Annotated in this window: 17 protein-coding genes; 10 read left to right on the top strand and 7 right to left on the bottom strand. The window is 58.9% G+C overall.

The genetic code is table 11. The features are described 5' to 3' along the window. The first annotated feature begins 1 nt into the window (after window position 1). From M495_RS14505 to M495_RS14495, 3 genes are all read left to right on the top strand, one after another. Window positions 2–1,096, top strand: coding sequence for a fatty acid desaturase family protein (locus M495_RS14505; RefSeq protein WP_041415472.1), 1,095 nt, complete (start codon window positions 2–4; stop codon window positions 1,094–1,096). A 125-nt stretch (window positions 1,097–1,221) separates the two neighbouring features. Further along, a complete protein-coding gene (locus M495_RS14500; protein WP_020827426.1) occupies window positions 1,222–1,446 on the top strand; it encodes a hypothetical protein in 225 nt (74 codons plus the stop codon). After that, the gene (locus tag M495_RS14495; RefSeq protein WP_020827425.1) at window positions 1,443–1,709 is read left to right on the top strand and encodes a hypothetical protein; all 267 of its coding nucleotides are present in this window, start codon (window positions 1,443–1,445) and stop codon (window positions 1,707–1,709) included. Before M495_RS14500 ends, M495_RS14495 begins: the two co-directional genes overlap by 4 nt. 8 nt (window positions 1,710–1,717) lie before the next feature. Here M495_RS14495 and M495_RS25060 read toward each other — a convergent pair whose 3' ends face one another. The 3 genes from M495_RS25060 to M495_RS14485 are packed head-to-tail and all read right to left on the bottom strand — an operon-like array spanning window position 1,718 to window position 4,292. Beyond that, entirely contained in the window at window positions 1,718–1,867 is a 150-nt protein-coding gene (locus M495_RS25060) for a DUF2474 domain-containing protein (RefSeq protein ID WP_071844604.1), read from the bottom strand. A gap of 14 nt (window positions 1,868–1,881) precedes the next feature. Next, the gene (gene cydB, locus M495_RS14490; protein WP_020827423.1) at window positions 1,882–2,889 is read right to left on the bottom strand and encodes a cytochrome d ubiquinol oxidase subunit II; all 1,008 of its coding nucleotides are present in this window, start codon (window positions 2,887–2,889) and stop codon (window positions 1,882–1,884) included. A gap of 2 nt (window positions 2,890–2,891) precedes the next feature. Then, window positions 2,892–4,292 (bottom strand): cytochrome ubiquinol oxidase subunit I, encoded by a 1,401-nt coding sequence (locus M495_RS14485; RefSeq protein WP_020827422.1) that lies wholly within the window; start codon window positions 4,290–4,292, stop codon window positions 2,892–2,894. A gap of 144 nt (window positions 4,293–4,436) precedes the next feature. Here M495_RS14485 and M495_RS14480 point away from each other — a divergent pair, with 144 nt between their 5' ends. The 6 genes from M495_RS14480 (at window position 4,437) to M495_RS14455 (ending at window position 11,596) form a co-directional block, all read left to right on the top strand. Continuing rightward, the gene (locus M495_RS14480; protein WP_020827421.1) at window positions 4,437–5,855 is read left to right on the top strand and encodes an aminotransferase-like domain-containing protein; all 1,419 of its coding nucleotides are present in this window, start codon (window positions 4,437–4,439) and stop codon (window positions 5,853–5,855) included. A 153-nt stretch (window positions 5,856–6,008) separates the two neighbouring features. After that, the gene (locus tag M495_RS14475; RefSeq protein WP_020827420.1) at window positions 6,009–7,697 is read left to right on the top strand and encodes an ABC transporter substrate-binding protein; all 1,689 of its coding nucleotides are present in this window, start codon (window positions 6,009–6,011) and stop codon (window positions 7,695–7,697) included. A 48-nt stretch (window positions 7,698–7,745) separates the two neighbouring features. Then, window positions 7,746–8,702 carry an ABC transporter permease gene (locus tag M495_RS14470; RefSeq protein ID WP_020827419.1) on the top strand — a complete coding sequence of 319 codons (957 nt, stop codon included), beginning with the start codon at window positions 7,746–7,748 and terminating at the stop codon, window positions 8,700–8,702. 2 nt (window positions 8,703–8,704) lie between these two features. Continuing rightward, on the top strand, window positions 8,705–9,655 hold the full coding sequence (opp4C, locus tag M495_RS14465) for an oligopeptide ABC transporter permease (RefSeq protein WP_020827418.1): 951 nt from the start codon (window positions 8,705–8,707) through the stop codon (window positions 9,653–9,655). Further along, a complete protein-coding gene (locus tag M495_RS14460) occupies window positions 9,652–10,638 on the top strand; it encodes an ABC transporter ATP-binding protein (RefSeq protein WP_020827417.1) in 987 nt (328 codons plus the stop codon). Before opp4C ends, M495_RS14460 begins: the two co-directional genes overlap by 4 nt. Further along, complete coding sequence (locus M495_RS14455) at window positions 10,628–11,596, top strand: ABC transporter ATP-binding protein (RefSeq protein ID WP_020827416.1); 969 nt, start codon at window positions 10,628–10,630, stop codon at window positions 11,594–11,596. The genes M495_RS14460 and M495_RS14455 overlap by 11 nt, the downstream gene beginning before the upstream one ends. A gap of 2 nt (window positions 11,597–11,598) precedes the next feature. Here the strand turns inward: M495_RS14455 and M495_RS14450 are convergent, their stop codons facing one another. Then, window positions 11,599–12,573 carry an alpha/beta hydrolase gene (locus M495_RS14450; protein ID WP_020827415.1) on the bottom strand — a complete coding sequence of 325 codons (975 nt, stop codon included), beginning with the start codon at window positions 12,571–12,573 and terminating at the stop codon, window positions 11,599–11,601. Window positions 12,574–12,832: 259 nt separating this feature from the next. Here M495_RS14450 and M495_RS14445 point away from each other — a divergent pair, with 259 nt between their 5' ends. Next, the gene (locus M495_RS14445; RefSeq protein ID WP_020827414.1) at window positions 12,833–13,759 is read left to right on the top strand and encodes a N(4)-(beta-N-acetylglucosaminyl)-L-asparaginase; all 927 of its coding nucleotides are present in this window, start codon (window positions 12,833–12,835) and stop codon (window positions 13,757–13,759) included. Between the two features lie 97 nt (window positions 13,760–13,856). On the opposite strand, the gene M495_RS14440 is transcribed toward M495_RS14445, so the two are convergent. The 3 genes from M495_RS14440 to M495_RS14430 form a co-directional block, all read right to left on the bottom strand. After that, window positions 13,857–14,849 carry a LacI family DNA-binding transcriptional regulator gene (locus M495_RS14440; RefSeq protein ID WP_020827413.1) on the bottom strand — a complete coding sequence of 331 codons (993 nt, stop codon included), beginning with the start codon at window positions 14,847–14,849 and terminating at the stop codon, window positions 13,857–13,859. Between the two features lie 61 nt (window positions 14,850–14,910). Beyond that, entirely contained in the window at window positions 14,911–16,044 is a 1,134-nt protein-coding gene (locus M495_RS14435) for an ABC transporter ATP-binding protein (RefSeq protein WP_041415470.1), read from the bottom strand. Then, window positions 16,044–17,456 (bottom strand): leucyl aminopeptidase family protein, encoded by a 1,413-nt coding sequence (locus M495_RS14430; RefSeq protein ID WP_020827411.1) that lies wholly within the window; start codon window positions 17,454–17,456, stop codon window positions 16,044–16,046. The genes M495_RS14435 and M495_RS14430 overlap by 1 nt, the downstream gene beginning before the upstream one ends. Window positions 17,457–17,460 lie beyond the last annotated feature (4 nt).

Raw genomic sequence — 17,460 nt, 5'->3', positions numbered from 1 at the left:
AATGCCGGATACCACACCGCTGCCGCCTTTGGCGTTCCAGCGAGAGGCGAGTGAGATCCATCAGGAGCTGATGCGGGCTAGCCAGGCCTACCTGGCGACGCGCGGCGATCACCGTTTTGCCGACGGCAGAATGTTCGCCAAGCTGTTGGCGCTAATACTGCTGTGCGCCGGTTTTTACGCGCTGAGCCTGCAGCAGCAACATTTCTGGGGCTATTTCGGCTGTTACGTCGGCTTTATTTTTTCCGCCATGATGCTAACGGTGAATGTAGTACACGACGCCTCGCATAATGCCGTTTTCAAACGCGCACGGTTAAATCACTGGCTTAACTTCTTTGTCAGTATGCCCCTGGGGCTGGATGCCGACTGCTGGCGAGTGCGGCATGTCATTTTCCACCACGCCTATAACAACATCGAAGGTTACGATCCGGACATTGAACCCAACGGGGTGTTGCGCCAAACGCCGTTCCAGCACCGCAAGGCGTTTATGCGCCTTCAGCCTTACTATTGGCCGATCGTCGCGGCGCTGACTTTCCCTTATTACATCTGGTTGTTCGACTGGTTGGATCGCGCCGGTAAAACCCGCATGACGCCAAAGATGATGTTCCATGGCCGGAAGGGATGGGGGATTTTCCTGTTGGGCAAGCTGGCGCATTTTACCCTGGCGCTGGCCGTTCCGCTGTGGCTCACGCCGCCGACGATCGGTGTCGGCACGGTGTTACTGACCTATCTGCTCAGCCAGATGCTGTCGTCGCTGGTGTTTGTGATGCTGATTGTCGGCACCCACTGGGCCAAAGCCAACTTTTATCAGGCCCCCGAACAGGGAAGGTTGGCGCACGGTTGGTATCAGCACGTTTTTGCCACCACCTTTGACTGGCAAGCTTCACCGGCGTGGCTGGGGTATTGGCTTGGCGGGGCTAACCTGCACCTGACGCACCACCTGTTTCCCCATTGGAATCACCGGCACTACCCGGCATTGAGTCGCATCATTGAAGAGGTTGCCCCGCGTTTTGGCATTGATTATCGGGTCCTTGAACTGAGGGAGCTGCTGCGGTTACAGCAACGTTTTCTCAGCGCTATGGGGCGTAAGCCCAGCTGATCGTGGCTAAACGCAAGTCTTGCAACATATTGAATTTGCGAGACGTTACGCAGTTCACTAATTGAACAGGCCGTGCGGCTCACGTAAACTCTATCTCACTGACAGTCAGCCACAGGAGGTGGAGTATGCGCAGTTTGCCGATCCGTTTATCCAATAAGATTGATGACGATCTGAATGATATAGCCCGGCGCCATGGGATGGAGAAAACCGAGGTGATCAAGATGGCCTTTGCGTTGATAGCCATAGCCGATAAGCACTGGATGAAACAGAACGGAACGTCCCTTGGCATCGTGCGGGAGAATGGCAAAGAGCTGGAGGCCGTGGGGCGAGTCGTGGGGATCTTCCCATGAGCACCGAAAACGTAAACCTGCACGATGAGGCCGCAAAGGGGTACCTGAAGGAGATATTGGTCTTCGATGAAATGGAACGTTTGCGCTTGGCGCGTCAGGTGCTGTGCGGGATCTTCGTGATAAGCGTGGGCGTTTTTACCGCCCACGCTTATTGGGATCAAAGCGAGCCTATCAGGCAAGTGTTCGAGCTGTTGAAAATTGGTGCACTACCCTTGGTAACGCTGGTTATTTCCTTCTACTTCCCCAATACTTCGGCCAGATAGCGCTCAACTTATTCCGATTTCATGCCCGCGGCGGTCATCAGCAGGCGGAACATCGAGGCGACCAGGAACAGCCCCAGTACGCTGGCGCTCCAGATAATCACCAGCCAGCCAACGCGCTTCCACCAGGGGGCCGGAGCGGATGCGGTTTTATTTTGCATAATGTCTTCCCTCATCAGTGGTAACCCTGTTCATGGCTGACCTTGCCGCGGAACACGTAGTAGCTCCAGAAGGTGTAGACCAAGATAATCGGGATGATAAACAGCGCGCCGACCAGCATAAAGCCCAGGCTTTGCGGTGGGGCTGCGGCGTCCCACAGGGTGATGGACGGTGGGATCAACAGCGGCCAGATGCTGATGCCCAAGCCGCTCAGGCCGAGGAACACCAGCAGCAGGGTCAGCAAGAACGGCGAATAGTGCGCCGCGTTTTTCACGCCGCGCTGGATACCCCAGGCGCTGAGCAACACCAATACCGGCACCGGCAGCAGCCAGAACAGGTTTGGCAACGTAAACCAGCGGCTGGCGATCTCGGGATGGGCAATCGGCGTCCAGATACTGACCACCGCCAACACCAGCAGCAGAGTGATCAGCAGCGGCGTTGCCAACCGATACATGCGTGCCTGCAGATCCCCGGCGGTCTTCATCACCAGCCAGGTACAGCCCAGCAGTGCATAGGTCACCACCAGCCCCAACCCGCAAAACAGCGCGAACGGCGTCAGCCAGTCTAGAGCACCACCGGCATAGCTACGGCCGTTGACCGGGAAGCCGTTGATGATGGCACCCACCACCACCCCCTGACTGAAGGTGGCGAAGAGAGAGCCCCAGATAAACGCCTTATCCCAGATATGCCGCTTTTCTTCCTTGGCCTTGAAGCGAAATTCAAAGGCCACGCCGCGGAAAATCAACCCGAACAGCATCAGGGTGAGCGGGATGGCCAGCGCATCGAGGATCACCGCGTAGGCCAACGGGAAGGCGCCAAACAGCGCCGCACCGCCCAGTACCAGCCAGGTTTCGTTGCCGTCCCACACCGGTGCGACGGTGTTCATCATCACATCGCGGTCACCGCTGTCCTTGACCCAGGGGAACAGGATACCGATACCCAAATCAAAGCCGTCCATTACCACGTACATCATGGTGCTGAACACGATGATCACAAACCAAATCAACGGAAGATCAATGCCCATGCTCAGCTCCTGTCATCCAGAGTTTCTTTTACCGCAGACAGCGGGCGAGCCGGTCTGCCGTCCGTGTCGTCTTCATGGCTTTCATGCTGCTGCGGTCCCTTACGGATCAGACGCATCATGTAGGAGTAGCCCACGCCGAACACCGAACAGTAAACGATGATAAACGCCAGCAGGCTGATGCTCATGTGCAAATCACCGTGCGCAGAGACCGCATCTTTGGTACGCAGCAGGCCATAGACCACCCACGGCTGTCGGCCGATTTCGGTGGTGAACCAACCCGCCAGCAGCGCCAGCAGCCCCGATGGCCCCATCCACAGGATGAAGTACAGGAAGGGACGCGACTGGTACAGCCCGCCGCGCCAGCGCAGCCACAGGCTCCACACCCCAGCGAGGATCATCAGCATGCCGAGCGCCACCATGATGCGGAACGACCAGAACACCACGGTGGAGTTGGGGCGATCTTCCGGCGGGAAGGATTTCAGCGCCGGGACCTGTTCGGTCAGGCTGTGAGTCAGGATCAGGCTGCCAAGATAGGGCACTTCCAGCTTGAAGCGAGTCTCTTCACGCTCCATGTCCGGCCAACCGAACAGGATCAGCGGCGTGGCCTCTCCCGGCGGGTTTTCCCAGTGGCCTTCAATGGCGGCAATCTTCGCCGGTTGGTACTTCAGCGTATTCAGGCCGTGCGCATCACCAATCAGGGCTTGTACCGGCGCGACGATCAGCGCCATCCACATCGCCATCGACAGCATTTTGCGCATTGCCGGCGTATCACGCCCGCGCAACAGGTGCCAGGCGGCGGAAGCGCCCACGAAGAAGGCCGAAGACAGGAAGGCGGCGGTCGACATGTGCAACAGACGGTAGGGGAATGACGGGTTGAATATCACTTTCAGCCAGTCGACCGGTACCACCTGGCCGTTGATGATTTCGTGGCCCTGCGGCGTTTGCATCCAGCTGTTGGAAGCCAGGATCCAAAAGGTGGAAATCAGGGTGCCCAGCGCCACCATGCAGGTCGCGAAGAAGTGCAACCCTGGCCCGACGCGGTTCCAACCGAACAGCATCACCCCAAGGAAACCGGCTTCGAGGAAGAAGGCGGTCAGCACTTCATAGGTCAGCAACGGGCCGGTAATACTGCCGGCAAACTCAGAGAAGAAGCTCCAGTTGGTACCGAACTGATAGGCCATTACCAGCCCGGAAACCACGCCCATGCCGAAGTTGACGGCGAAAATTTTTGACCAGAAATGGTACAAATCGCGATAGGCTTCATTGCGCGTTTTCAGCCATAACCCTTCCAGCACCGCCAGATAACTGGCTAAACCTATGGTGATTGCAGGAAAAATAATATGGAAAGAAACGGTGAAGGCGAACTGTATTCTGGCAAGTTCCAGTGCATCAAGACCCAGCATGGCGCCTCCTTGGGTTGGACATAAAATAACCTCTTCAGTATAGCTGTAATTTTTTTGTGGAAAGCTTGGCGTCAAGTTAAGCACGGAGTACAGTGACTATAATAGTGACAGTTATTTCACTTTTTCATATAACAGTTAAGGCCTATGACCAGATACGAGCAGCTTGCACAACAAATTCGTGAACAGATCCAGAACCGGGTATGGCGGGCGGGGGACAAGCTGCCTTCGCTGCGGGAAAGCGGTAAACGCGCCGGCTTGAGTCTGATGACGGTGGTGCAGTCGTATCAACTGCTGGAGAGCCAGGGCTGGATCGTTGCGCGCCCGCAGTCCGGTTATTACGTGGCGGCGCGTCCGCAGCCGCTGCCGCAGCCGGCACGCGGGGAGAAACTGCTGCTGAGCGAGCAGGTAGACATCAACACCTTTGTCTTCGACGTGCTGCAGGCGTGCAAAGACCCAGGCATTGTCCCTTTCGGTTCGGCCTTTCCCGATGCTACGCTGTTTGCTCAGCCGAAGCTGGCGCGGGCGCTGAGCAGCGTGGCGCGCAAATTTACCCCGCACAGTTCGCTGGCTAACCTGCCGCCCGGCAACGACGCGCTGCGCCGCAACATTGCCCAGCGTTATGCTTTAAGCGGCATGCAGGTCGCCCCGGATGAAATCGTGATTACCGCCGGAGCCATGGAGTCGCTGAGCCTTAGCCTGCAAGCGGTGACGCAGCCGGGGGATTACGTGGCGATCGAGTCCCCGGCCTTTTACGGGGCATTGCAGGCGCTGGAGCGGCTGCGGTTAAAGGCGGTGGCGATCGCGACCCATCCGCAGGACGGCATCGATCTGGATGCGTTGGAACATGCCTTGGAACAGTACCCGATCAAGGCCTGCTGGCTGATGACCTACTTCCAGAATCCATTGGGCGCCTCGATGCCGGCAGAGAATAAACAGCGGCTGGTGGGCATGTTGCGCGAGCGGCAGATATCGCTGATTGAGGACGATGTTTACGGCGAACTGTACTTCAGCGCTGAGCGCCCGCAGCCGGCCAAAGCATCAGACCAGGGCGGACAGATTTTGCACTGTTCGTCGTTTTCCAAATGTCTGGCGCCGGGCTTTCGCGTGGGCTGGGTGGCTGCCGGGCGCTACGCACAGCAGATCCAGCGTTTGCAACTGATGAGCACGGTATCCACCAGCGTGCCCACCCAGTTGGCGATCGCTGATTATCTGCTACACGGTGGCTACGATACCCATCTGCGGCGCTTGCGTCGGCTGCTGGCTCAGCGTCAGAGCATGATGCGTCAGGCGATTGCTCACCACTTCCCTCCGACCGTAAAGGTCAGCCAGCCAGATGGCGGTTACTTTTTGTGGGTAGAGCTGGATCCGGCGTTGTCGTCGATGGAGCTGTATCAGCGCGCGCTGGCGCTGGGGGTGAGTATCGCGCCGGGCAGGATGTTCACCACCGGCAACCATTTCAACCACTGCTTCCGATTGAACGCCTCTTTCGACTGGAGCGACAAGCATGAAGCGGCTATCCAGACCTTAGCCAAACTTATCCGGCAGCTCGAGCCGGCAGGCTGAACTCCCCCCAACGGCCGGCTATCGCAATAGAAAAATTCATATTGCGATTTCCGGCAATAGAATGCCGGTTTCGTTGTTAGACAGCCTCCCGGCCGGCGATTACTCTGCGATAAATTTTGTCACATTTATCAACGGGTAAACGAGGGGCAGTGGGTGAGAAAAATAAAAAACAAGGCAATCAAACCTTTACAAAAGCGACTGGTTACGCTGGCGATCGTCTGTGCCGTGGGGCTGGCATTTAGCGTGCAGGCGGAAACCTTGGCGGAAGGTATTACCCCGGCCAGCGATGCCAGCCTGGTGCCGGCGGCGGCCAAGTTGCGTAAAGACACCGTGGTGGCCGGTATTCTTGAACCTCAGGGTAACTTCAATCCCTATCTGTTCAGCAATGGCTGGGATGAGAACGTCACCGACGTGATCTTTACCCGGCTGATTGGTCTGGACAGCCAGGGCAAGCCGGTGGCGCGGCTGGCAGAGTCCTGGCAGGTCAGCCCGGACAACCGGGTCTACACCATTAAACTGCGGCCTAATCTGGTCAACAGCGACGGCTCGCCAATCAAGGCCGAAGATATTGCCTTTACCCTGACGCTGCTGCATGACCCGGCCTATGACGGAGAGACCGACATTACTCCGGCGCACATTCAGGGCGGGGCGGAGTACAAGAACGGAACTGCCCCCAGCATCAGCGGGCTAAAGGTGATCGACGATCGTACGCTTCAAATCACCACCACCCAGCCGGGGGCGACTACGCTACAGCTGATCGGCGGGCCGGTGCTGTCGAAAGCCTATTACGGCAAGGAGTACCAGCGCGGTAAGCTGGACAGCGTGCGTGCGCTGAACGGCAAGCCGTTAGGCAATGGCCCTTATATTTACGACAAATACGTGCCGGGTCAGGAGATCCGTTTTCACGCCAACCCGAACTTCTATCTCGGTAAGCCAGCGGTGGCGCGTTTTATTTACCGCGTGACCAACCCCTCTACCAACTTCCAGCTGTTCCAGACCGGTGAAACCGACTACGACGCCTTTACTTCCAAACCGGATGATATTGAACAGCTGAAGCTGCTCGGCTTCGCCAATATCAATTTGTACAGCTCGAGCGACTACAGCCGGGTGGATTTCAACTTTAAACGCCCGGCACTGCAGGATGCGCGTGTGCGTCAGGCGCTGATTTACGGGCTGGATCGGCAAAAGCTGATCACCGTGGTCTACCAGGGTTACGGTTCGGTCGCCAATCAGCCGATCTCACCCGTATCCTGGGCTTATGATCCCAAGGGGATCAACCCCTATGCTTACGATGTCAACAAAGCCAAGCAACTGCTGGATCAGGCCGGTTGGAAACCGGGAGCGGACGGCATTCGCCAGAAGGACGGTAAAAAGCTGGAGCTGACGCTGTTGGTGACCAAAAAGCTGATTAACGACGCGCTGGTGCCGATTGCCAAAGATAACTATCGGCAGATTGGCGTGCTGTTGAAGCCGCAGGTGCTGGATTTCAATGCGCTGCTGGCGCAACGCAAGGCCGGTAATTACGATCTGGCGTCGCTCAGTACCAGCGGGCTGAATGATCCGCACGACGGGGTACGCGATTTCATCAGTCAGGTCAGTGAAACCGGCTATAGCAATCCGCAGGTGGACAAGCTGATTGGCGAGGCTAACGCCACGCTGGACATCGAGCAGCGTAAGCCGCTGTATCACCATCTGTATCAGGTGCTGGCTGAAGATCCGCCGGTGATCCTGTTGGGGAACCGTAAAGTGCTCAGCGCCAGCAGCGCACGCGTCACCGGCTTTAAACCGGACGTATACAACGGCCTGACCGGCAGCCTGCCGGACGTCAAGATCGCTCAGTAACGGTAAGGCACCGCTGCGCCGGTTTGGGCAGCGGTGACGGAAAACACCATGAGAAATTTTATCCTGCGCCGCTTGCTGCAAACCCTTCCGATGATGCTGCTGGCATCGCTGCTGATTTTCTTTATTTTCGCGCTGACCCCCGGTGACTTTATCGACGGCAACATCAACCTGACGCCGCAGCGCGCGGCTGAGCTGCGGGCGCTGTACGGGCTGGATCAGCCGTTGTTCAGCCGTTATCTGCACTGGCTCGGTCAACTGCTGCAGGGCGATCTCGGTTTCTCGCTGCAATACCAGATCCCGGTCAGTACCTTGTTGAACCAGTACATCTGGAACTCCTTCCTGCTGGCGTCGGTAGCGCTGGTGCTGTACTGGGGCATTGCGCTGGCGGTAGGTGTCGCCTCGGCGATGAAACCCTATTCGCTGTTCGATCATCTGGTGACCGTGGCGGTTTTCGGTGCCATGTCGTTTCCCACCTTTTTCCTGTGTCTGTTGCTGATCAAATGGTTCGCCGTCGATCTGCACTGGCTGCCTGCGGGTGGCATGCTGCGCACCGGTAGCGAAGCCAGCGGATTGGCGTGGGCACTGGACGTGGCGGCGCACCTGTTGCTGCCGGTGCTGGCGTTGGTGATGCTGCAGGCCGGCACCCTGACGCGCTATTTCCGCGCCAGTATGCTGGATGTGATCCGCATGGATTATATCCGTACCGCACGCGCCAAGGGGCTGAAGGAAAAGACGGTGATCCTGCGGCATGCGCTGCGTAATGCGCTGTTGCCGATCATCACCTTGTTGGGTTTTGAGCTACCCGCGCTGTTTTCCGGTGCGCTGATCACCGAAAAAATCTTCAACTGGCCGGGTGCCGGGCACATCCATCTCGATTCGCTGGCGGCGCGCGACTACCCGGTATTGATGGGCTTTACGCTGTTTCTGGCGGTATTGACCATTTTAGGCAATCTGCTGGCGGACATTTTGTACGCCTATGCCGACCCGCGCATTCGTTTGAGGTAACTATGTTGGCATCCTTGTTTTTCGGGCGTCGTCGCCGTTGGCGGCAAGCGCAACTCCCGGCGCTGGCGCAGCTATCGCCACCGCCGACCGCCCAGGCCTGGCAGCGGCTGCGGCGTCACCGCCTGGCGATGATTTCACTGCTGCTGTTGGTGTTGATGGCGGTGCTGTGCCTGTTCGGCCCGATGCTGTCGCCCTGGCAGGACGATGCCGGCGATGCGTTGAGTATCAATCAGGCACCCGGCGCGCAACACTGGCTGGGCACCGATTTTCTCGGTCGCGATATTTATACCCGCCTGCTGCTGGCGGGGCGTATTTCGCTGACCATTGGCCTGGTGTCGATGCTGTTGTCAGTCACGCTCGGCTACCTGCTGGGGGCGCTCTCCGGCTATCTTGGCGGCGTGGTGGATAAGCTGATTATGCGCTTTGCCGATCTGTTGATGACCATTCCCAGCCTGCCGCTGCTGATCATCATGGGAGCGATGCTGTCGGAGCTGGACGTTTCGCCGGACTACCGTATTTACATGGTGATGATCATGCTCAGCCTGCTGGGCTGGCCGTCGCTGGCGCGGCTGGTGCGTGGGCAAATTTTGTCGTTGCGCGAGCGTGACTTCATGCTGGCCACTGAGGTGCTGGGGTTATCCACCTCGCGGCGTATCTTCGGCCACCTGCTGCCCAATACCATTCCGATCCTGGTGGTGGTGGCCACCATGGGCGTCGCTAATGCCATTCTCAGTGAATCGGCCCTGAGCTATCTGGGGTTGGGCGTGGTGCCGCCAATGCCGTCGTGGGGCAACATGATGGACGCCGCCAACAGCCTGATCGATTTTCAACGCCGCCCCTGGCTGTGGATGCCGCCGGGGTTGGCGATTTTCATCACCGTGGTGGCGATTAATATTCTCGGCGACGGCCTGCGAGACGCGCTTGATCCAAAAATGAACGGGGTAAGACGATGAGCCAACCGCTGGTGGCCTTTAATCAACTGTCGGTAGCCTTCCAGGGCGAACAAGGGCGGGTGCGGGCGGTGCAACAGGTGAGTTTTGACCTTTATGCCGGACAAACGCTGGGGGTCGTCGGTGAGTCCGGCTGCGGTAAAAGCGTGACCGCGATGGCGCTGATGGGGCTGTTGCCGCAACCGCTGGCGCAAATCGACGGCGGTGAAATTCACTTCGACGGCCAGGACTTGCTGAAACTGCGGCCGCAACAGATGGCCGATTTACGCGGTAACCGTTTGGCGATGATCTTTCAGGAGCCGATGAGTGCGCTGAACCCGGTGCTGACCATCGGCGAGCAGTTGGTTGAGCCGCTAATCCGCCATAGGGGGACTGCGCCCAAAGCGGCCTGGCGGGAGGCCACGGCGCTGATTACCGAGGTCGGACTGGCACGCGCCGAACAGCTGATGACCAGCTATCCGCACCAGCTTTCCGGTGGCATGCTGCAGCGCATCATGATCGCCATGGCCATCAGTTGCCGGCCGGCGTTGCTGATTGCCGACGAACCCACTACCGCATTGGATGTCACCGTGCAGGCGCAAATTCTGGCGCTGCTGCGCGAGCAGGCGCGTAAGCACAATATGGCGATGATGCTGATTACTCACGATCTCGGGGTGATTGCCCAGATGGCGGATCGGCTGGTGGTGATGTACGCCGGGCGTATTGTCGAGCAGGGGGCCACGCATGAAGTGCTGGCCAACCCGCAACACCCTTACACTCAGGGATTGATGGCCTCGCGGCCGGTGGCGGGGCAGCGACGGCGGCGGTTGTATTCGATCCCCGGTCAGGTGCCCGATCTGGCCAGTTTGCCGGACTACTGCGCCTTTGCCGAACGCTGTGACAAAGCGAGCGCCCGCTGCCGTGATGGTATTCCGCCATTGTATGGCGATCGGCGGCGGCAATCCGCCTGTTTCCTGAATGCCGGGGGGCGTATTCATGTTGGCTGAACCCTTGGTGGAGGTAAAAGGGCTGAAGAAATATTTCCCGCTGCGTGAAGGGCTATTCGGTCAGACCACCGGGCAACTGCGGGCGGTGGATGATGTCAGCTTCAGCATTCGCCGGGGAACGGTTTTTGGCCTGGTGGGGGAGTCCGGCAGCGGTAAAACCACCGTAGGCCGAACCCTGCTGGGGCTGCATGAAAAGACCGCCGGTGAGGTACTGTTCAACGGACAGGCGTTAGATGCGCTCAGCGCCCGCGAGCGGCGCGCGATGCGCCCGAAGATGCAACTGGTGTTTCAAGACCCGTACAGCTCTCTGAATCCGAGAATGCGGGTAGGCGATGCGATTGGCGAAGCGCTGCTGCAGCACGGTTTGGCGCAAAAGAGCGAGCTGCGAGACCGGGTGATAGACACGCTGGAAATCTGCGGGTTGTCGGCACAGCATTACGGGCGCTTCCCGCACGAGTTTTCCGGCGGCCAGCGCCAGCGCATCGGCGTAGCCCGCGCGCTGATCCTGCAGCCGGAGTTTATCGTCGCCGACGAACCGATTTCGGCGCTGGACGTCTCTATTCAGGCGCAGATCATCAACCTGTTTTCCGATCTTCAGGAACAGCAGGGGATGACTTTCCTGTTTATTTCGCACGATCTTGGGGTGGTGGAGCATCTGTGTCAGGACGTAGCGGTAATGTACCTCGGGCAGATTGTAGAAAGCGCCGATCGCGATGCGCTGTTTCGTCGGCCGCTGCACCCTTACACTCAGGCACTGTTGGCCGCGGTACCCAGTTTGGACCCGCACCGTCAGCCGCAGGCGATGGCCCGGGGAGAATTACCTGACCCTGCCCAACCGCCGCAAGGCTGTCGCTTTCACACTCGCTGTCCGCAGGCCACTGCGCAATGCCGGGAACAGGCCCCGGCATTGCGGCAGGTAGCGGCAGGACATCGGGTGGCCTGCCATTATGTCGGCTGAGCTTAGGCCAGATAATGTTTTAGCGCGCGCCCGGCCTGATGGATGGCCGAGTGCACCGCCGGGACTTCTGCGATCGCGTTGAGCAAGCCATAGTCGTGGATCAGCCCGTTATAACGGGTGGAGGTGACTTCGACTCCGGCGGCGTTGAGCAGGCGGGCGTAGGCTTCGCCTTCGTCACGCAGCACGTCCAGCTCGGCGGTTTGCACCAGCGCCGGTGGCAGGCCTTTCAACTGTTCCATCGTGGCGTTAAGCGGCGAGGCGTAGATCTCTTTGCGCTGGGCTTTATCGGTGGTGTAGTGGTCCCAGAACCATTTCATCATATTGCGGGTGAGGAAATAGCCTTCGCCGAACTGGTGGTAAGACTCGGTATCGAAATTGGCATGGGTCACTGGCCACAGCAGGATCTGGCTGCGCAGGGCAGGCGTGCCTTTATCTTTCGCCATCAGGCTGACCACCGCCGCGATATTGCCGCCGGCGCTGTTGCCGACGACCGCCAGACGTGAACCGTCAACGTTGATTTTCTCGCCGTACTCGGCCACCCATTCGGTCGCCGCGTAGGCCTGATTGATGGCGACAGGGTAAGGGGCTTCCGGCGATCGGGTGTAGTTAACGAACACCGCAGCTGCGCCGGAGCTGTGGACCAGATCGCGCACCAGCCGTTCGTGGGTCGGGAAGTCCCCCAACACCCAGCCGCCGCCATGGAAGAACATGAATACCGGCAGCTTCTCCTTTGCTTTGGCCGGTCGCACGATGTGCAACAGGATATCCTGGCCATCGACGTGAATGGTTTTTTCGCTGATTTCGACTTCACGCAGAGGGACTTCGGTACCGCTTTGCAGGCCCTCCATCACCTTACGCGCTTCTTTCGGCCTCAACTGCTCCAGGGGTTTGGCGTCACTGGAGTTCAGCGCATCAAGAAAGGTACGGATATCGTGCTGTGCTGCAGGCTGGGTGAGATCAACAGTTTTCTTGGACATCTTGATTCCTCTGGCACAGGGGGATGAAATCTTCTGGTGAGATCACAGTGTAGTAGAACAATGTGCCTGTGGGCTTAGTGGTGTGTGCCCTGTTGGAAAAGGCGCGTCACGCCACGCTTTTCACCGCTTCGGTTTGACTTTTCAGGTGGGCAGCGATATTTTTTAATCACCATGGAACACGTGTTCCATTGATGCGAATGACCGGTCATCACCGGTGCCTTTCTTTTAGCGCTGAACGCCGTGCGGGAAACATAACCCTATGATTGTGATTGCAAACTCTGAAGGACATCCGGGTATCGGTCTGTCTGCCGAACGGTTACGACAGGGGCAGAATGGCCTGCGTGCCATCGTTGAGGGCATCAAGCTGGTGGAGCTGGACCCGAGCGTACGTACGGTGGGTTTCGGCGGCTGGCCCAACGTGCTGGGTGAGATGGAGCTGGACGCTTCGGTGATGGACGGCGACAGCTTGCGCACCGGTGCGGTGGGAGCGTTACAAGGCTATCTGCATCCGGTGGAAGTCGCTTATCGGGTAATGGAAGATCTTAACCATGAAATCCTGGTGGGCGCCGGAGCGGCACGTTTCGCCGCTGAGATCGGCGCATTGGCGGGTGACAACCTGATTGCCGACTCCAAGCGTGTCTGGTGGGAAAAACTGGAGCAGGCGATGGACGCCGAACAGCTTCGCAACTGGCCGAATATCCCACTGGCAGGGTTGTCGAATAATGCCACCGATCCAGAACGGGTGCGCGACACCACGGTATTTTTAGCCATGGATGGTGGGCGCACGCTCAGCGCGGCGACGTCAACGTCAGGCTGGGCGTGGAAATACCCGGGGCGGCTGGGGGACAGCCCGATCATCGGCAGCGGCTCCTATGCCGACAGCCGCTATGGCGCCTGTGCCTGTACCCACACCGGGGAAATGACCATTCGCTGCGGTACCAGCCGCGCAGTGGTGCTGTATATGAAGATGGGCATGACGCTGGAACAGGCGGTGTACGAGGCCATCGAGGATCTGAATTACCTGAAAGATGGCTACACCGAAGGGGTGACTATTCACGCCATCGATAAGGACGGAAACCATAAGGTCGTCAGCCTTAACTGCCCGGGCCCAATTCAGTATTGGCTGTGGCAGAGCGGTATGGCAGCGCCGGAATTGCGCGACGCGGAGATTATAACCACCCGGTGACCCGCTGCTCGGTGGTTTATGGAAGGGGCGCGGCATGCTGCGCCCAATAGCATCATCAATGCGTTAAATCGGGCCGAACAGGCTCACCCCTACCGGTTTAGCAAGACGCGCGAACCACCAACTCGGTGGGAATGGTGATCTGCTGCGGCGCAGCCTGGGGGCTGCCGCTGCGCAGTTCGACCAGCCGAACGATGGCGGCGATCATTGCGTCCATATCGCGGCGTACCGACGTGAGTTGGTAACTCGGCCAGGCTGCCATCGGGATATCGTCGAAGCCGTAAACCGCGACGTCCTGAGGGATCTGCAGCGAAGTGTGCAAACGAATATAGTCCATCACCCCCATCGCCATGGAGTCTGCGGTGCAGAAAATGGCCTGCGGAGCCGGAAGCGCGTCCAGCAGCTGCGGCGCGAGGTTAAAGCCGCTCAGGTAGCTGTAGTCGCCGCTCAGCTGCGCGACAATCTCTAACTGCTGCTGTGCGGCATGAGCCAGAAAGGTTTGTTGACGCAGCTGTTCACCGTGGGCGCTGCTGCGGCCACCGAGCAGCGCCACGCGGCGTTGACCCTTTTGCGCCATCAGTGCCGCCAGCTGTTGCAGGCTGGGTGACTCATCGGCGTTGAGAGCGTCGCACAGGGCGTCGCCCGCCAAACCGTTGAGCATAATGGGCGTAGCGATGCGAAACAGATCTTTTGCTGCACGCGCGCTGATGTTGTCGGCGAACACCACGGCAGAATCGACATGGTAAGAGATGGTTTGCTTCAGGTAGTTGGCCGGATCGTCAATGCCTTCCAGGCGGATCATCACCGCCTGCCGGTTGCTCTTCTGCAGTTGTTCAACCAGACGATCGAAAAACTCCAGGTCAGACAAATCGTGAAAGTGGTTCACTACCACCGCGACAAAGCCGGTTTTGCCGCTGTGCAGGCTCTGGGCGATGGCGTCTGGCGCATAGCCTAACTGACTGGCGACGCGCATCACCAGATCGCGGTTCTTTTGCGAGACCCGGCCCTGATTGGAAAAGGCGCGTGACACCACGGTGCGTGAAACGCCGGCCACGCGGGCGACATCGTGAGAGGTGACTTTTTTCATCGGCATACGGCAGCTACTCAACGGAAAACGGGGCGCTGCGGCAGAGGCACGCAGCGGCGATATGGTCTCACAGAATGCCGGCCGGCAACACTGTTTCCCCGCTTTGAGCTACCCGTTGACCGCTATGCGGATCAAAAAAGTGCAGGGCGGTGATATCCAGCGTAATGGCCAGCGGCTGGCCCTGGGCATACTGCAGTTGGGCGTGCTGTTTGACGATGTACTGCGCACCGTTGTCACCCTGTACGAACAGGTTGCTCTCAGCGCCCAGGTTTTCACTGTACACCAGTGTTCCACTCAAGTGGGGTTCTGCCCGTGGCGCGCTGATGCTGCACGCTTCCGGACGACAGCCCAGCGTCAGCCAGTCGCCTCCTCTTGCTGCCAGCGCCGGGAATTCGGCGGCGCTCAAGGGCAGCAGCAAACCAGAGTCGCCCTGCAATACGATCTGCTCGCCCTGCACCAGAACCTGCACGTCAAACAGATTCATCTGCGGCGAACCGATAAACTCGGCGACAAAGCGATTAACCGGGCGATGATAAAGATCCAGCGGCGTACCGATCTGCTGCACTTTCCCCTGATTCATGATGACCACTTTGTCCGCCATGGTCATGGCTTCCACCTGATCGTGGGTGACGTAAATGATGGTCGCGCCGATCGCCTTATGCAGTGCAGACAACTCCTGACGCATGCGGTTGCGCAGTTTGGCATCGAGGTTGGAGAGCGGTTCGTCAAACAGAAACACCTTGGGCCGCCGAACGATCGCCCGGCCCAACGCCACGCGCTGACGCTGACCACCGGAAAGCTGGCCGGGTTTGACCTTCAGGAATTCCGTCAGGTGCAGCATTTCGGCCACGGCGGCAATCTGCGTGGCAATCTCCGCTTTGGCCATTCCTTTGATTTTCAAAGACAGCGCCATGTTTTCATAGACGGTCATATGCGGGTACAGCGCATAGCTCTGGAAAACCATGGCGATATCACGGTATTTGGGCAGCACCTCGTTCATGCGTTCGCCGTCGATCAACAGTTCGCCGGAGGAGAGGGTTTCCAGCCCGGCTATCATCCGCAGCGTGGTGGACTTGCCGCAGCCGGACGGGCCGAGCAGCACCACAAACTCACCTTTCTCTACCTGCAGATTCACGTCGCTGGCGGCCTGGTAACCGTTGTCATAGCGTTTGTTGATATCAACCAGTTCTACGTAAGCCATCATTCGCACTCCGTCTGGGCAAGCAGGGCGCTCAATCGCGCCAGCAGCAGCACGCCGAATGAGGACGCGCCGTTGGCGTACAGCTTGCGGTGCGGCATATCGGTAGACATGGCGGCAATATCCAGGTGCGCCCAGCGCTGGCCCGGCTGCACGAACTCGCCGATAAAGGTCGCCGCCACGCACGGGCTGCCGTGCGGATCTTCACCGCCGTGACGGTAATCGGCAAATTCAGACTTCAATACCCCGCGATACCAGCCGCCGTGCGGCATTGGCCACACCGGCTCGGCGCTGGCCTTGCCCGCCTGGGTGACCTGCGCCAGAAAGTCGTCGTCGTTACCCATCATGGCCGCATACTCCTTGCCCAGCGCCACGCCTGCGCCGCCGGTCAGGGTGGCGATATCGAGTAAAAAGTCGGGCTGGAAGCGCTGCTGGGCATAGCTGATGACGTCCGCCAGTACCATGCGGCCTTCGGCGTCGGTTGAAATGATTTCCACCGACTTGCCGTTGTGCATGGTCACCACGTCGCCGGGGCGCTGTGCGCGGGAGGAGGGCATGTTTTCTACCAGGCCGCACAGGCCAAACACGCGGATCGGCAGTTGCAGCGCGTCGATGATACGCATGGCGCCCACCACCGCAGCCGCACCGCCCATGTCGAACTTCATGGTGCTCATGCGTGCCGCACCTTTGATGCTGATGCCACCGCTGTCGAAGGTGACACCTTTACCCACCAGCGCCAGAGTATGGCGTGCGTTGGCGGGATGGTGATCGAGGATCAGTAATTGCGATGCGCGGGCGCTGCCTTGACCAACGCCCAGCAGGCCACCGAAGCCAAGCTGTGCCATCTGCTCTTCATCCAGCACCTCCTGGCGCACATGAGTAAAGGGCAATTGCGCGACGGCCGCCACGAAGCTTTGCGGATAGAGAATATTGGCCGGCTTATTCATCAGCTCACGTCCGATGATCACGCCCTCGGCATGCAGATTGGCCCAGTCGCACAGCGCCTGCGTTGTCGCATCATGACTGGCTAACGGCTGGGTCGGGTCGGTCAGCGTAGCGCTGGCATGATGCTGATAGCGATAAGCGCCCAGACGCAGGCCGAACAGCAGCCAGCGCCAGGTTTCTGTACTGGCCGATGAGCCTTCATCCAGTGTCAGGCGCAGGTGCTGCAGCCCGAAGTGTTTTTGCCCGACGGCGATACCGGCACCGGCATCCTGTAGGGCTGCGGGAGTCAGGGCAGGGCCGATATTGAGCGCAAAACGGCCGTCACCCAGCGGATAAAGCACGCCGACGGCGGCTTGTTGCAGGCTGGCATTTTGCAGCGTTACCGGCAGTGAACCTTCCGCAGCGGTAAACAGGGTGATTTGCTGGCGCGCCGCAGTGTCGTTTTCAATGTAAATATCAATGAATTGCATAAGG

The organism is Serratia liquefaciens ATCC 27592 (genome assembly GCF_000422085.1).
Taxonomy (GTDB): domain Bacteria; phylum Pseudomonadota; class Gammaproteobacteria; order Enterobacterales; family Enterobacteriaceae; genus Serratia; species Serratia liquefaciens.
This window is presented reverse-complemented; position numbering and strand designations above follow the sequence as displayed.

Excerpts from the sequence above, each read along its gene's own strand:
- M495_RS14470 (WP_020827419.1), top strand. The coding sequence starts at position 7,746 with ATGAGAAATTTTATCCTGCGCCGCTTGCTGCAAACCCTTCCGATGATG.
- opp4C (WP_020827418.1), top strand. The coding sequence starts at position 8,705 with ATGTTGGCATCCTTGTTTTTCGGGCGTCGTCGCCGTTGGCGGCAAGCG.
- M495_RS14455 (WP_020827416.1), top strand. The coding sequence starts at position 10,628 with ATGTTGGCTGAACCCTTGGTGGAGGTAAAAGGGCTGAAGAAATATTTC.
- M495_RS14440 (WP_020827413.1), bottom strand. The coding sequence starts at position 14,849 with ATGCCGATGAAAAAAGTCACCTCTCACGATGTCGCCCGCGTGGCCGGC.
- M495_RS14485 (WP_020827422.1), bottom strand. The coding sequence starts at position 4,292 with ATGCTGGGTCTTGATGCACTGGAACTTGCCAGAATACAGTTCGCCTTC.
- M495_RS14450 (WP_020827415.1), bottom strand. The coding sequence starts at position 12,573 with ATGTCCAAGAAAACTGTTGATCTCACCCAGCCTGCAGCACAGCACGAT.
- M495_RS14500 (WP_020827426.1), top strand. The coding sequence starts at position 1,222 with ATGCGCAGTTTGCCGATCCGTTTATCCAATAAGATTGATGACGATCTG.
- M495_RS14435 (WP_041415470.1), bottom strand. The coding sequence starts at position 16,044 with ATGGCTTACGTAGAACTGGTTGATATCAACAAACGCTATGACAACGGT.
- M495_RS14445 (WP_020827414.1), top strand. The coding sequence starts at position 12,833 with ATGATTGTGATTGCAAACTCTGAAGGACATCCGGGTATCGGTCTGTCT.
- M495_RS14430 (WP_020827411.1), bottom strand. The coding sequence starts at position 17,456 with ATGCAATTCATTGATATTTACATTGAAAACGACACTGCGGCGCGCCAG.
- M495_RS14495 (WP_020827425.1), top strand. The coding sequence starts at position 1,443 with ATGAGCACCGAAAACGTAAACCTGCACGATGAGGCCGCAAAGGGGTAC.
- M495_RS25060 (WP_071844604.1), bottom strand. The coding sequence starts at position 1,867 with ATGCAAAATAAAACCGCATCCGCTCCGGCCCCCTGGTGGAAGCGCGTT.
- M495_RS14460 (WP_020827417.1), top strand. The coding sequence starts at position 9,652 with ATGAGCCAACCGCTGGTGGCCTTTAATCAACTGTCGGTAGCCTTCCAG.
- M495_RS14505 (WP_041415472.1), top strand. The coding sequence starts at position 2 with ATGCCGGATACCACACCGCTGCCGCCTTTGGCGTTCCAGCGAGAGGCG.
- M495_RS14480 (WP_020827421.1), top strand. The coding sequence starts at position 4,437 with ATGACCAGATACGAGCAGCTTGCACAACAAATTCGTGAACAGATCCAG.
- cydB (WP_020827423.1), bottom strand. The coding sequence starts at position 2,889 with ATGGGCATTGATCTTCCGTTGATTTGGTTTGTGATCATCGTGTTCAGC.